The 12,613-nt window shown below is 65.0% G+C and carries 16 protein-coding genes; 11 read left to right on the top strand and 5 right to left on the bottom strand.

The annotated features are described in order from the left end of the window. Window positions 1-54 precede the first annotated feature (54 nt). The 4 genes from AC3WUF_RS10240 to AC3WUF_RS10225 all read left to right on the top strand — a co-directional run bounded on the left by AC3WUF_RS10240 (window position 55) and on the right by AC3WUF_RS10225 (window position 2,818). Window positions 55-714 carry an alpha/beta hydrolase gene (locus AC3WUF_RS10240; protein WP_492425109.1) on the top strand — a complete coding sequence of 220 codons (660 nt, stop codon included), beginning with the start codon at window positions 55-57 and terminating at the stop codon, window positions 712-714. 83 nt (window positions 715-797) lie between these two features. Next, on the top strand, window positions 798-1,526 hold the full coding sequence (locus tag AC3WUF_RS10235) for a hypothetical protein (protein WP_492425107.1): 729 nt from the start codon (window positions 798-800) through the stop codon (window positions 1,524-1,526). A 3-nt stretch (window positions 1,527-1,529) separates the two neighbouring features. Beyond that, window positions 1,530-2,006, top strand: a complete 477-nt coding sequence (locus tag AC3WUF_RS10230; RefSeq protein ID WP_492425105.1) for a tellurite resistance TerB family protein — start codon at window positions 1,530-1,532, stop codon at window positions 2,004-2,006. Between the two features lie 125 nt (window positions 2,007-2,131). Continuing rightward, window positions 2,132-2,818: a DUF1134 domain-containing protein gene (locus AC3WUF_RS10225; RefSeq protein WP_492425103.1), complete on the top strand. Its 687-nt coding sequence runs from the start codon at window positions 2,132-2,134 to the stop codon at window positions 2,816-2,818. 2 nt (window positions 2,819-2,820) lie between these two features. Here the strand turns inward: AC3WUF_RS10225 and AC3WUF_RS10220 are convergent, their stop codons facing one another. Both AC3WUF_RS10220 and AC3WUF_RS10215 read right to left on the bottom strand, forming a co-directional pair. Then, complete coding sequence (locus tag AC3WUF_RS10220; RefSeq protein ID WP_492425101.1) at window positions 2,821-3,990, bottom strand: aminotransferase class V-fold PLP-dependent enzyme; 1,170 nt, start codon at window positions 3,988-3,990, stop codon at window positions 2,821-2,823. A gap of 9 nt (window positions 3,991-3,999) precedes the next feature. Beyond that, complete coding sequence (locus AC3WUF_RS10215) at window positions 4,000-4,446, bottom strand: GNAT family N-acetyltransferase (protein ID WP_492425099.1); 447 nt, start codon at window positions 4,444-4,446, stop codon at window positions 4,000-4,002. A 182-nt stretch (window positions 4,447-4,628) separates the two neighbouring features. Between AC3WUF_RS10215 and AC3WUF_RS10210 the strand changes: the two genes are divergently transcribed. Beyond that, a complete protein-coding gene (locus AC3WUF_RS10210) occupies window positions 4,629-5,363 on the top strand; it encodes a Bax inhibitor-1/YccA family protein (RefSeq protein ID WP_492425097.1) in 735 nt (244 codons plus the stop codon). Between the two features lie 69 nt (window positions 5,364-5,432). Beyond that, window positions 5,433-5,780: a DMT family protein gene (locus AC3WUF_RS10205; RefSeq protein ID WP_492425095.1), complete on the top strand. Its 348-nt coding sequence runs from the start codon at window positions 5,433-5,435 to the stop codon at window positions 5,778-5,780. On the opposite strand, the gene AC3WUF_RS10200 is transcribed toward AC3WUF_RS10205, so the two are convergent. Then, the gene (locus AC3WUF_RS10200; RefSeq protein WP_492425093.1) at window positions 5,777-6,184 is read right to left on the bottom strand and encodes a hypothetical protein; all 408 of its coding nucleotides are present in this window, start codon (window positions 6,182-6,184) and stop codon (window positions 5,777-5,779) included. The genes AC3WUF_RS10205 and AC3WUF_RS10200 overlap by 4 nt on opposite strands. A gap of 108 nt (window positions 6,185-6,292) precedes the next feature. Here AC3WUF_RS10200 and AC3WUF_RS10195 point away from each other — a divergent pair, with 108 nt between their 5' ends. Continuing rightward, on the top strand, window positions 6,293-6,505 hold the full coding sequence (locus tag AC3WUF_RS10195) for a DUF2061 domain-containing protein (RefSeq protein ID WP_492425091.1): 213 nt from the start codon (window positions 6,293-6,295) through the stop codon (window positions 6,503-6,505). A gap of 2 nt (window positions 6,506-6,507) precedes the next feature. Here the strand turns inward: AC3WUF_RS10195 and AC3WUF_RS10190 are convergent, their stop codons facing one another. Next, window positions 6,508-6,636 (bottom strand): hypothetical protein, encoded by a 129-nt coding sequence (locus AC3WUF_RS10190; RefSeq protein ID WP_492425089.1) that lies wholly within the window; start codon window positions 6,634-6,636, stop codon window positions 6,508-6,510. A 146-nt stretch (window positions 6,637-6,782) separates the two neighbouring features. Between AC3WUF_RS10190 and glnE the strand changes: the two genes are divergently transcribed. Then, window positions 6,783-9,587 carry a bifunctional [glutamate--ammonia ligase]-adenylyl-L-tyrosine phosphorylase/[glutamate--ammonia-ligase] adenylyltransferase gene (gene glnE / locus AC3WUF_RS10185; RefSeq protein ID WP_492425087.1) on the top strand — a complete coding sequence of 935 codons (2,805 nt, stop codon included), beginning with the start codon at window positions 6,783-6,785 and terminating at the stop codon, window positions 9,585-9,587. Window positions 9,588-9,708: 121 nt separating this feature from the next. Continuing rightward, window positions 9,709-10,632: a branched-chain amino acid transaminase gene (locus AC3WUF_RS10180; protein WP_492425085.1), complete on the top strand. Its 924-nt coding sequence runs from the start codon at window positions 9,709-9,711 to the stop codon at window positions 10,630-10,632. An 87-nt stretch (window positions 10,633-10,719) separates the two neighbouring features. On the opposite strand, the gene AC3WUF_RS10175 is transcribed toward AC3WUF_RS10180, so the two are convergent. After that, window positions 10,720-11,277, bottom strand: coding sequence for a carboxymuconolactone decarboxylase family protein (locus tag AC3WUF_RS10175; protein ID WP_492425083.1), 558 nt, complete (start codon window positions 11,275-11,277; stop codon window positions 10,720-10,722). A gap of 72 nt (window positions 11,278-11,349) precedes the next feature. Here AC3WUF_RS10175 and AC3WUF_RS10170 point away from each other — a divergent pair, with 72 nt between their 5' ends. Beyond that, complete coding sequence (locus tag AC3WUF_RS10170; protein WP_492425081.1) at window positions 11,350-11,679, top strand: winged helix-turn-helix transcriptional regulator; 330 nt, start codon at window positions 11,350-11,352, stop codon at window positions 11,677-11,679. Continuing rightward, window positions 11,676-12,584 carry a DMT family transporter gene (locus tag AC3WUF_RS10165; RefSeq protein WP_492425079.1) on the top strand — a complete coding sequence of 303 codons (909 nt, stop codon included), beginning with the start codon at window positions 11,676-11,678 and terminating at the stop codon, window positions 12,582-12,584. Before AC3WUF_RS10170 ends, AC3WUF_RS10165 begins: the two co-directional genes overlap by 4 nt. The last annotated feature ends 29 nt before the right edge of the window (window positions 12,585-12,613 follow it).

Here is a 12,613-nt window from a genome sequence, read left to right as displayed (position 1 = left end):
TTCCGGCACAATCGTGCTTGCACCCCGTCAGGATTCGCCTTACCCGTGATAGAAATGCCAGCCTCCGGCGCCACCCAGGACCTGCTGATTCCCGGCCCGGCCGGGAACATCGAGGCGCTGCTTGGCGCTCCCGCCAGCGTCTCGGCGAAGCCGGCGTTCGCCGTGGTCTGTCACCCCCATCCGCTGTTCGGCGGCGCGATGAGCAACAAGGTTGCGTACCAGTTGGCCGCGAGCGCCCAGAAGGCCGGCCTGCATGTATTGCGGTTCAACTTCCGCGGGGTCGGGCGCAGCGAAGGGCAGCATGACAAGGGCTTGGGCGAAACCACCGACACCGAGTTCCTGGTCGAGTGGATGCGTCAGCAATTTCCTGCACTGCTGGCCGACGCCCCCGTCGTGCTGATGGGCTTCTCGTTCGGCGCCTGGGTCAGCGTTCGTGCCGCCGCCACCGTGCGGCCAGTCGCGCAGGTCAGCATCGCGCCGCCGTTCGGCAAGTATGTCGGCGACAGCGCGATTCCGCCGCGCCCCGACTGTCCCTGGCTGGTCGTCCACGGCCTTGATGACGAGGTGGTCGATTATGCGCAGACCAAGGCCGTGCTCGATGGCTACACGCCGCCGCCGGATCTGGTCACGCTCGACGGCGTCGGCCATTTTTTCCATGGTCGTCTGACCGAAGTCGGATCGATCATCCAGCCGTTTTTGCAGCAGCACCTTTAATCGTTACTTTCGCCGCGGCATGGCCACGACAACACGCTCTGTTATTCTGCGAAGCACAACATCGAATCGATAAGGAGCAGACCATGCGTCATCACCTGTTGCTTGCTTCCATGCTCGCGTTTGCGCCGGTCGCGCGGGGATCGGATTTCGATATCGATTGCCTCACCGGTTGTCAGGCGGCGTTCGAGGGCGTCGTCACCGACATCAGTGCCGCGCTGAACTACAAGGCGCTCGGACCTGCGGAAGCGACCGGCCTGCTCGGCTTCGGCGTCGGCGCCTTCGTCAGCTATACGCCAGTGCAGAACGAACAGGCCTGGCGCACGCTGACCGGCAGCGATGTCGACGCCGTCGCGATGGCCGGCATCTCGGCGCACAAGGGTTTGCCGTTCGGCATCGACATCGGCGCGTTCTATACCGCCGTGCCGGGCACCGATGCCAAGGCCTATGGTGCCGAGCTGCGCTACGCGATTCTCGAAGGCGGCATCGCCCAGCCGGCGCTGGCGCTGCGCGGCGCCTATACCGCCACGGCGGGCATCGACGATTTCGACTATGACTCCTACAGCGCCGACGTCTCGCTGTCGAAGGGCTTCACGTTCGTGACGCCGTACATCGGCGCCGGCTATGTCTGGGCGACGGCGACGCCGTCCGGCAGCGTGACCGGGGCGCCGCTCAACCTGCAGGAAGTCGAAGTTGACAACGAACGCTTCTACGTCGGCATGCGGATCACGGCAGTACTGCTCGAGATCACGCCGGAATACGAGCGTATCGGCGACAACAACGCCTACAACCTGCGCCTCGGCTTCTCTTTCTAAGCAATGCTGTTCGACAAGCTCGCGCGGCTGGCTGCGCGCCGGCCGCCGCCGATGCCGGACCCGATGCGCCGGCATCTGGCGATGGCGGTATTGCTGGCGGAAACCGCGCGCGCGGATTTTTCGGATCAGGCCGCGGAGCGCGAAGTGATGCGCAAGCTGCTGGTATCCGCGCTTGCGTTGCCGGCGTCTGAAGTCGATGCGCTGGTCGAGCGGGCCTTCGACCGTTCGCGGGCGGCGATCTCGCTGCACGAGTTTCTGGCGACGCTCAATGGCGAGTTGGACGCCGCGGCGAAGACCCAGCTGCTGGAGTGGCTGTGGCGCATCGCCTATGCCGATGGCCACCTCGATCCGATGGAAGAAGCGCGCATCCGACAGATCGCGGAGTGGCTGTTTGTGCCGCACAGCGACTATATCCGTACCAAGCTCAAGGTCGTCGAAGACAGCGGCCACGTCAGCACCAACGGTGCCGAGCACGCGTAGCTCGGCGTGCAGGCGTCAGCACCGATTCAGCTGATGCCGATAGGCTGCAGCGTCAACCATCGACGACCGCGCGGGCGTCTGCATCCTGCCGCGATCGAGATTCAGCCGTTCCGAAGGAGTGCCGCATGTACAGAATTCTCACCACCAGCCTGACGGTCGCCTCTGTCGTCATCGCGGGCTGCTATGCCGAACGCGTGCAGTCCCAGGATGCGCAACCGCCGCGCAGCATCATCAGCCAGAGCGACAGTCCGGCACCGGCGGCGACCCCGGCAGACGCTCCTGTGGCAACCGCCGACAGCGGGCAGCCGCTACCGGAACCGCAATCCGATCAGACCTACTCTTCCGAGGAAGTCGGTCGCGCGGCGTCGGCATTCTTCGGTGAAACCAGCGAAGCGCTGGCCAAGGCGATCGAGCGCACGATGTCCGATCATGGCCGGCCCACGGCGTACATTTTCGGCAACGAGGGCGGCGGCGCGCTTGTCGTCGGTCTGCGTTATGGCCAGGGCACGCTGCAATACAAGGGTGGCGGCAGCATGCCGATCTACTGGCAGGGGCCGAGTGTCGGTTGGGATTTCGGCGGCAACGCGTCGAAGGTGTTCACGCTGGTCTATAACCTCAACGAGACCGACCAGCTGTTCCAGCGTTTCCCGGCGGTGGAAGGCAGCCTGTATGTCGTCGCCGGCTTCGGCGTGAACTACCAGCGTAGCGGCGACGTCACCCTGGCGCCGATCCGCTCCGGCGTCGGTCTGCGCGCCGGCGCGAACCTCGGCTACATCCACTACACGCGCAAGATGTCGGTCATTCCGTTCTAGCGTCAGTGCTTGTTCGGCAGCTGGGCGAGGCGCCTCAGCAGTTCCGCGATGTCGCTGCGATCGTGGTAGATGCCGAAGCCGATGCGCAGATTGCAGTGTCGGATATCGGTTTCGACCTGCGCGCGCTGCAGCTGCTGCTGCAGACTGGTGGCGTCGGGGTGTCGGAAGGTCAGGAAATTACCGCGCGGCAGCGGCTCGGACGGAATCAGATGCCGGCGCGCGAGGATCGGATGATTGAGATCGTCGAGGCTCGCAAGGAAGCTGCGCTGTAACTCCGTTACATGGGTGCGCACCGTCGCCGGGCTGATCTGATGGGCTCGGGCCCAACTCATGACCGCGTTGAAGCGATAGAGCGCGGTGGGATCGAAGGTCGCCCCGAGAAACCGCCGGCCATCGGTCGGGAAATGAACACCGCCACCGCCGACCTGCGTGAGATCGTCGAAGCCGGCATACCAGCCGGTGTTCAGGGGCTGCAGTGCCTGGCCCGGCGGGCAGTGGATGAACGCGGCGCCTTCGCCGCTCATGGCGTACTTGTAGCCGCCAGCCAGATAAAACGCGCGCGCCGCAAGCCGGCCGATATCGGTGGGTACGGCCATGAAGCCGTGATAGCCGTCGACCACGACCAGCGTGCGCGCATTCGGCACCGCAGCGACGAGCGCGTTGAGGTCCTCGATACAGTAGCCCGAGTTGTAGAACACCTGGCTGAAGTAGACGAGGTGATGGCTGTCGGCCGCCATCGCCTGCATGAAGCGTTGCGTGAAGGTCGGAAACGGCTCGACGGGAATGCGCGTGACCTGCGCACGGCCGGCTTCCTCGAGCCGGCGCATCTGACGCGAGAAGCTGTGGAACTCGCTGTCGGTCGTCAGCACGCGAAACGGTCGCGCATCGATGCAGGACAGCAGGCGCATCAGCAGCTCATGCGTGTTGGTCGCGAAGCAAAGCGTCGCCGGGTCGGGCAGGTTGAGCAGACGCGCGAGATGGCTCTGCGCGGTCGGCACGATCTCGCCGAATACCTTGTCCCACTTGGCATCGAGCAGCGTTGCCGCGTCGAGCCAGGCCTCCTGCTGGGCGGCGAATGAAACGTCCGGCCAGGGATGATGGCTGTGCGCGCAGAAATGCTGGCGCGTCCCCAGTCCGGCAAGAACCCGCGCGAAATGCGTCTTTAGGCTCACGGGGCGGTTTTACTTCAGCGATTTCGAGAAGTGGTACGAGCTGATCTGCATGCCCTCGCGGAAGTAGAAGCGATGGGCGCGATGGCGCTGCACGCCGGAATCCAGCGTCAGCTCGCGGGCGCCGTTGGCGCGTGCATGCGCTTCGAGCCAGGCCATCAGCGCGCGCCCGACGCCCAGCGAGCGCGAGGTTTCTGCGCTGACCAGATCGTCGACGTAGAGCTGGCGGCCCAGATGCGTGTTGTCGAAGATGCGGAACACCGCGACGCCGACGGTAACGCCCGCCTCGGCGGCAATCACCATGCGACCGCCCTGGCTGAAGATGTTCAGCATCGTCGCGATGTAATCGGCCGGCAGCTGCGGGCGAAGCTGCCGATGCACCGTTTCCGCCGCTGCCAGCCAGGCCGGCTCATCGACCGTGCCGGAGACGTGCGTCACTTCGATGAGCTGCAGGGCCAAGGTTTGCTCCATTGCTGAGCCAGCGAATCGGTCGGGACCGGCTTGAAAGGCCCGGTCACCGCCCCAATATAGCGGCCGCGGCCGGCGGATTGCACTGATTTGACGCAACGATGACGGCTTCGGCGGCGACCTGATTTTCGCTTTAGAATCCCGACACACCGTAAGGAACATGGAGTTCACCGATGAGCTGGAACGAAAAGCTGCAACCGGTCCCCGTGCGTAACGACGCGCGCCGACCCGCAGTCTACGGCGGACGGGCGGAGCCCTCGCTGCTGAGCAGCAATTCCGTGCTGCGCAACACCTACATGCTGCTGTCGATGACGCTGCTGTTCAGCGCCGCGATGGCCGGCGTCTCGATGGCGATTGGCGCGCCGTATGGCATCGGCCTGATCTGTTCGCTGGTTTCGATGGGCCTGCTGTGGTTCGTCGTGCCGCGCACGGCCAACTCCGAAGCCGGCATCTGGGTGGTCTTCGCGGTCACCGGCCTGCTCGGCTTTGGCCTCGGCCCGGTCATCAACATGTACCTGAAGGGCATGGCCAATGGTGCGCAGATCGTCACGATGGCGTTCGGCTTGACGGGCGCGATCTTCGTCGGCTTGTCCGCTTACGCGATCAACACCAAGCGCGACTTCAGTTTCATGCGGGGTTTCCTCGCAGCCGGCATGATCCTGATGCTGGTCGTGATGGTCGGCCTGCTCATTTCCTCGATGCTGGGCTACAGCTTCCCGCTGGTGGCGGTGGCGTTTTCCAGCATCGTGGCGCTGCTGATGTGCGGCATTATCCTCTACCAGACCAGCGAGATCATCAACGGCGGCGAAACCAACTACGTGCTGGCGACCGTGTCGCTGTACGTGTCGATCTACAACCTCTTCACCAGCCTGTTGCATATCCTCGGCTTCGCCTCCAGCGACGAGTGATAGCCAGCGGTACGATGCACCGTGTACAAAGCCCCGCATTGCGGGGCTTTTTCATTGGAGGGTGGCGGGATGAACTGGGTCGTACTCGGACAGACCACCGGCTTGCTGGTGCTGTCGAACATCTTCATGACGATCGCTTGGTATGCACACTTGCGCGACCTGCGCGGCAAGGCCTGGATCGTCGCTGCGCTGATCAGCTGGGGTATCGCGCTGTTTGAATACCTGCTGCAGGTGCCGGCCAACCGCATCGGCTACACCGCGCTGAGCCTTCCGCAGCTGAAGATCCTGCAGGAAGTGATCACGCTCGCGGTCTTCGTGCCGTTTGTGATCCTCTACATGAAGCAGCCGATCAAGCTCGATTATCTGTGGGCCGCGCTGTGCATGCTGGGCGCGGTGTACTTCATCTTCAGGTCCTAAGGGCGATCCACTTTCAGCACGAAGACGCCGTTGTCGGTGCGCACCAGCTCGCCGGTGACCTCGACCTCGTCGTTGCTGCGGCTGCCGCGCAGATCGAGCAGGCGGACCTCTTCGGTCTGACCATTGACCCACAGGCACTGGGTTTTGCCGGTCAGCATCCAGTCCTTGCGCGCGAGCGGCTGCACGCCGCTGCAGCTGCCTTCGTTCTGACGCGGCACGCCGCGGATCGTGATGCGCTGGCCGACCACTTCGCTGAGATGCGGCACCGCCCGGTCCACGGGGACCGCTACCTCGGTGTAGAACGCGACCGGTTCGTTGGGATCGTAGGTGCTGGCGCAAGCGCCCAGCAGCAGGACAAGACTGACGACGACGGAACCTCGGACGGCGGACAGGACAGAATGCATGGGGTGCGAATAGAAAGCGCCAATGAGCGGGATAGGAAGAATTATCGCTGGATTTTGTTGAGAATGGTTATCATCAAGGCCTCGTTGCAGCAAGGCCAGGAGAAACCCATGACCAAGACCCTCAGTTTCGGCGCGATGCACATCAGTGTGGCATTCGCCGTGGTCTACCTGATGACGGGCGACCTGCTGACCGGCGGCCTGGTTGCGCTGGTCGAGCCTTGCGTCAACACGGTGGCCTTCCACATTCACGAAAAGTTGTGGGCGCGCGCGGGATCAACACCGCAGATCCAGGCTCAGCCGGCGCTGTGCGGCCTGCATTGACGTCAGAAAATGTAAGGCAGCAACCACCCGCTGCGCTTCTTGTGGGCCGCCCATCCCGGATAGCACGACATGCTGGTTTCCTTGAGCAGCACGTTGACCGCGAATAGCGCGATCCACAGCCAGGCGAGCACAGCACTGGAATCCAGTGCCAGACCATCACCGCGAAGCTGCCGTAGCTTGTCCGGCTACTCTATCGCCGTCGATCAGCCTTGAGGATTACCCGAATGACCTACCCGCGGAACCTGAACGTACCCCTGTCAGCGGCTGTGGCTTTGGCATGACGGCCGAAATCGATCCGGCGCGGTTGCAGGCGCTATTGCCGCAGAGCGCCGCAGCGGCGCCACGGGTGCTGGCAGGCAGCCGCTTTCTCAGCAAGGCACTGAGCGTCCTGCTGGGGCGCGAAGATCGCCTCGATGGCTTCGAGCGCAGCCTGCAGGCTGGCGAGATGGCCGCGCAGATCGAAGCGGCGGTGATGCAGGCAGGCGACGACAGTGCGGTGGTGATGAAAGCGCTGCGCGACAGCCGCCGCCGCTACATGGCGCGGATCAGCTGGCGCGATCTGGCGATGGGCGTGCCGCTCGACGAGACGCTCGCCGACCTGTCCGATCTGGCGGACGCTTGCACCAGCGCGGCGCTGGCCCAGGTCGAAAGGCGCCTGCAGCAGCGGCACGGCATGCCGCGCAGTGAAAGCGGTGAGATCATCCGGCCGGTTGTGCTCGGCATGGGCAAGCTTGGCGGACGCGAGCTGAACTTCTCTTCCGACATCGATCTGATCTTCTGCCACACCGATGCGGGCGAGACCGACGGCGCGCGCCCGATCAGTTCCGACGAATACTTCATCAAGCTGGCGCAGGAAACCACGCGCCTGCTGCTGGCGCAGACCGAGGACGGTTTCGTCTTTCGCGTCGACACCATGTTGCGGCCCTTCGGCTCGGCGGGCGCCTTGTCGGCGTCCTTCGCGGCGCTTGAGGACTACTACCAGACCCATGGCCGCGAATGGGAACGCTATGCGCTGATCAAGGCGCGGCCGATCGCCGGCGATCTGCAGGCCGGCGAGCGCCTGCTGCAGATGCTGCGGCCCTTCGTCTACCGGCGTTATCTCGATTTCAATGCGATCGGTTCTCTGCGCGGCCTGAAAAAGCTGATCGAGGACGAGGTGGCGCGCAAGGGTCTTGAAGACAACATCAAGGTCGGCGCAGGCGGTATCCGCGAGATCGAGTTCATCGTGCAGTCGTTCCAGTTGGTGCGCGGCGGTGCCGACCCTCGCCTGCGCGACAACCGCCTGCGGCCGACGCTCGCGGTTCTCGGTGCGAACGGTTTTCTCGGCGCCGAAGTGGCTGCTGAACTGGACGCCGCCTATGTTTTTCTGCGCCGCGTCGAAAACGCGATCCAGATGTACGACGATCAGCAGACTCACGCCTTGCCGGCGTCCGCCGAGGGACGCGCCGCCTTGCTCTCTGCACTCGACGTCGCGAGCTGGGACCTGCTGATGCAACAGCTGGGGCAAGTGCGCAGCTTCGTGCGCGCGCAGTTCGCGCAGATTTTCGCGACCGACCGCGAAGCCGAAGCGAGCCCGCGCCAGCCGCTGGTCGCCGCGCTGTGGAATGCGACGCTGAGCGGCGATGGGGCGCTCGAAGCGCTGTACGGCGCTGGCTTCAAGGCATCGCCGAAGACGGTGCTTGCGCAAATCGAGGCGCTGCGGTCGGTGCGCCTGGTGCGCGCGATGCGCGAGGAAACCGCGCAGCAGCTGCAGGTACTGCTAGCGCAGCTGTTCGACGAGGCGATCAAGCAGGCGGAACCCGAGCTGACGCTAGTGCGCATGCTGCGCGTGATCGAGGCGGTTGCCGGCCGCAGCAACTATCTGACGCTGCTGCGCGAGTCGACTGCCGCGCGCGGCAGCTTGGCCCGGCTCTGCGCGGCCAGCCCCTGGCTGACCGAGTTCATCGCGCGCGCGCCGATCGTGCTCGACAATCTGCTCGATCCGCGCAGCTTGTACGCGCCGCCGCTGCGCGCGGAACTGTTCTCCGAGCTGAGCCGCCGCTGCGAGCTGTTCAAGGTGCCGGAAGATACCGAACGTGCGATGGATGCGCTGCGTCACTACCAGCGCGAGATCACGCTGCGCGTGGCCGCCGCCGATCTGCTGGAAGCCCTGCCGCTGGTGCAGGTCAGCGACCGCCTGACCTGGCTCGCGGAAGCGATCGTCGACCAGGCGCTGCAGTTCGCCTGGGCCGAGATGCGCTCGCAGTACGGCTCGCCGCTCAAGAAGGACGGCGAGCCGGCGGGATTCGCGGTGATCGGCTACGGCAAGTTCGGCGGCATTGAACTCGGCTACGGCTCGGACCTCGATCTGGTTTTCCTGCACGACTGCGATACGCCGGACGAGGACAGCGCCGGCGGTCCGCGCGCGATCAACAACGCGGCGTATCTGGCGCGACTGGCCCAGCGCGCGATCAACTGGCTGGCGACCCAGACGCCCGCGGGGCGCGCCTACGAGGTCGACATGGAACTGCGGCCCAATGGCCGCTCGGGCATGCTGGTCAGCAGCCTGCGGAGTTTCGAGGACTACCAGCTCAATTCGGCCTGGACCTGGGAGCATCAGGCGCTCACCCGCGCCCGTTATGTGGCCGGCGATCCGTCGGTGGGTGCGGCGTTCGAGCGGATTCGCAGCCAGTTGCTGATGCGCCCGCGGGAGGTCGAAAAGCTGCGCACCGAGATCGTCGACATGCGCGCCAAGATGCACAGCAATCTGGACAAGTCGACCGCCGAGCTGTGGGACATCAAGCAGGGCGACGGCGGCCTGATCGACCTCGAGTTCATGACGCAGTATCTGGTCCTGCGCGATGCCCATGCCGATGCGCAGATCGCCCATTGGAGCGACAACTGGCGGCAGCTCGAAGCCCTCGCGACGGCCGGCAGGATTGCCGCGGAGGACAAGGACCAGCTGATCCATTGCTACCGGCGCCTGCGGACCTGGGCCCATGCGCAGTCGCTGCGTGCCGAGGGCAGTCTGGCGCCGCAGGCGCAGTTCGCCGACGAACGTGCCGAGGTGATCCGCCTGCGCAAGGTCATTCTCGGCGCCTGAGGTCGTCGGATCGTCCGGGGCCATCCGCAAAGCGGTCTTCCCTTGAGTGCAATCCCGGGCAGCGGAGCCAGGCGCACAGTCCTATAATTCGCCCCGTTCCCACCTCAACTGAACTGGTGTCATGACGTCATTTTCCGATCGCGACGGGTTTATCTGGTACGACGGCGAGCTCAAGCCCTGGCGCGAATGCACGACTCACGTGCTGACCTATTCGCTGCACTACGGCGTCGGCTGCTTCGAAGGCGTGCGCGCCTACAAGACGCCGAAGGGCACCGCGATCTTCCGTCTTGAGGAGCACACCAAGCGTCTGTTCAATTCGGCGAAGATCCTCGGCATGCCGATGCCCTGGACGGCGGAGCAGCTCAACGTTGCGCAGAAGGAAGTGCTGCGTGCGAACAAGCTCGAAGAAGCCTATCTGCGGCCGATGGTGTTCTACGGGTCCGAGGGTATGGGCCTGCGTGCCACCGGCCTGAAGACGCACGTGATCGTTGCCGCCTGGGCCTGGGGCGCGTATCTGGGCGCCGAGAACATGGAGCGCGGCATCCGCATCAAGACCAGCTCGTTCTCGCGTCACCACGTCAATGCGTCGATGTGCCGCGCGAAGGCCAACGCAAACTATCTGAATTCGTCGATGGCGCTCAGCGAGGCCCTCAAGGACGGTTACGACGAAGCGCTGATGCTGGATCCCAGCGGCTTCGTTGCCGAAGGCAGCGCCGAGAACATCTTCGTCGTCAGCAACGGCGTGATCAGCACGCCGGACGTGACGTCCGCCCTGGACGGCATCACCCGCCGCACGGTCATGCAGCTGGCGCAGGACTTCGGCTACGAAGTGCGCGAACGCCGCATCACGCGTGACGAGGTCTATGTCGCCGACGAGGCGTTCTTCACCGGCACCGCCGCCGAGGTCACGCCGATCCGCGAAGTCGACAACCGCCCGATCGGCAACGGCAGCCGTGGACCGGTGACCGAAAAGCTGCAGAAGGCCTACCTTGATCTGGTCAAGGGGCAGAGCAGCCAGTATCCGGAGTGGCTCGCGCACATCTGAGGCGCGTCGCCGTCAGGCCTTGGAAGCCCTGTCCGCTCGCGCGGGCAGGGCTTTTTCATTTCCGATGCCGCTTCGAGCAGGCGCGCTTCAGGCGGCGACGGGAAATCGGGGCGCGAACGCCTCATGCGGAATGCGCAGGCCGTTCACCAGATAGGACACCGCGTGATAAAGCCCGGCCAGCATGATCAGTTCGATCAGCTGGTTTTCGGCAAATTGGCCGCGCAGCTCGGCCCACAGCGCATCGTCGATGTCATGCCGCTCGTGCAGTGCGTCGGCGAGGCGGATCGTCAGCGCCTCCTGCGGATTCCAGCAGACCGAACCGGCATTGCCATGCACCCCGGCGTACAGCTCCGCGGACGTCCAGGGCGATTTGCCGGCGAACGCCGCGACGTGCACGCCCCATTCGTACTCGGCGCCGCAGCGCGCCGTCGTGCGCAGGATCATCAGCTCGCGGATGCGGATCGGGATGCTGCCGCGGTCGAGCAGGCCGCCAGCCATCATGCGCTGCAGGACGCGCGGGTTCTGCGCGACGCAGCGGAACAGCTGCAGCGGCGGCGCGCCGCGCATGACGACATCGAAAGCCGCCTGGACCTCAGCGCCGTAGGGCGGCGCGACGGCTGCGATGCGGGGAATGGACGGCGACATGAGACGCTCCGGATGCTACGATAATCGAAGCATATTGCTTCTAAATCAGTAGCGCAAGATAAAGGCCTGATCATGAGTGCGGTCGACAAGCCGGTTCGCGGTTCAAAGACGGGGCGCCCGATCATGGCGCTGCTCGATCTGCTCGGGCGGCGCTGGACGATGCGCGTGCTGTGGGAGTTGCGTGGAGAACCGCTGTCGTTTCGCGCGCTGCAGGGCGCCTGCGAAGGCATGTCGCCATCGGTGCTGAACCAGCGCCTGGCCGAGTTGCGCGAAGCCCTGATTGTCGACGCCGGCGAGCAGGGCTACGCGCTGACGCCGCGCGGGCGCGAACTGGTCGTGCTGTTCGAGCCGATCGGCCGCTGGTCCGAGAGCTGGGCGCGCGCGCAGCGGGAGCGCGCATGAACCTGCAGTTCGGCCTCGGCGAACTCTATTCGCTGATCTGTGCCTTTACCTGGGCCAGCGCGGTCATCGTCTTCAAGAAGTCCGGCGAGCATCTGCCGCCCTTCGCGCTGAACCTGATCAAGAACGCGATCGTGCTGCCGATGTTTCTGCTGACGTTGTTGGCGTTCGAGGATATGCGGTGGCCAGAAATGCCCGCATCGCATGTAGCTGTGCTGCTGGTCTCCGGCATTCTCGGCATCGCGATGGGCGATACGCTGTACTTCCGCGCGCTCAATGCGATCGGCGCGAGCCGGATGGCAGCCGCGCAGGCCCTGTACTCGCCGTTCGTGATCTTGCTGTCGCTGACGGTGCTGGGCGAGCGCCTCGGCGGGTTGCAGTTCGCCGGCGTCGCGCTGGTGCTCGGCGGCATCGGCCTGGTGACCTGGAGCCCCGCGCAGTCGATCGCCGACCGGCGCGTCCTGTGGACCGGCGTCGCCTGGGCGGTGCTGGCGGTGCTGATGATGGCGGTCGGCGTCGTCATGGCCAAGCCGATGCTCGAGCAGCACAGCTTCCTGTGGGTCGTGACGCTGCGCATCGTCGGTGGCCTGCTCGGCATGTTGGGGATGGCAGCGGCGCGGCGCGAGTTCGCCACGCTGTGGCGCGCGTGGCGCGGGGTGACGCACTGGCACATCATCGTGCTCGGCGGCTTCATCGGCACCTATGTGTCGATGATGTTCTGGCTCGCCGGCTACAAGTACACCCAGGCCTCGATCGCCGCGGTGCTCAACGAACTGGCCGCCGCTTTCATCCTGCCGCTGGCGGCGATCTTCCTGCACGAGCGCATCCAGCCGCGTCAGGCGCTCGGTGTGTTTGTTGCGCTGGCCGGGGTGGTGCTTGTCGTCACGATGCAAGCCCCTGACGGGTAGGGCGAATTTTCCTACGCAGACCCTGTTCA

The organism is Fontimonas sp. FW305-C-3 (assembly GCF_058783185.1).
The sequence above is the reverse complement of the archived record's forward strand: the minus strand, read 5'-3'. Positions and strand labels throughout refer to the sequence as shown.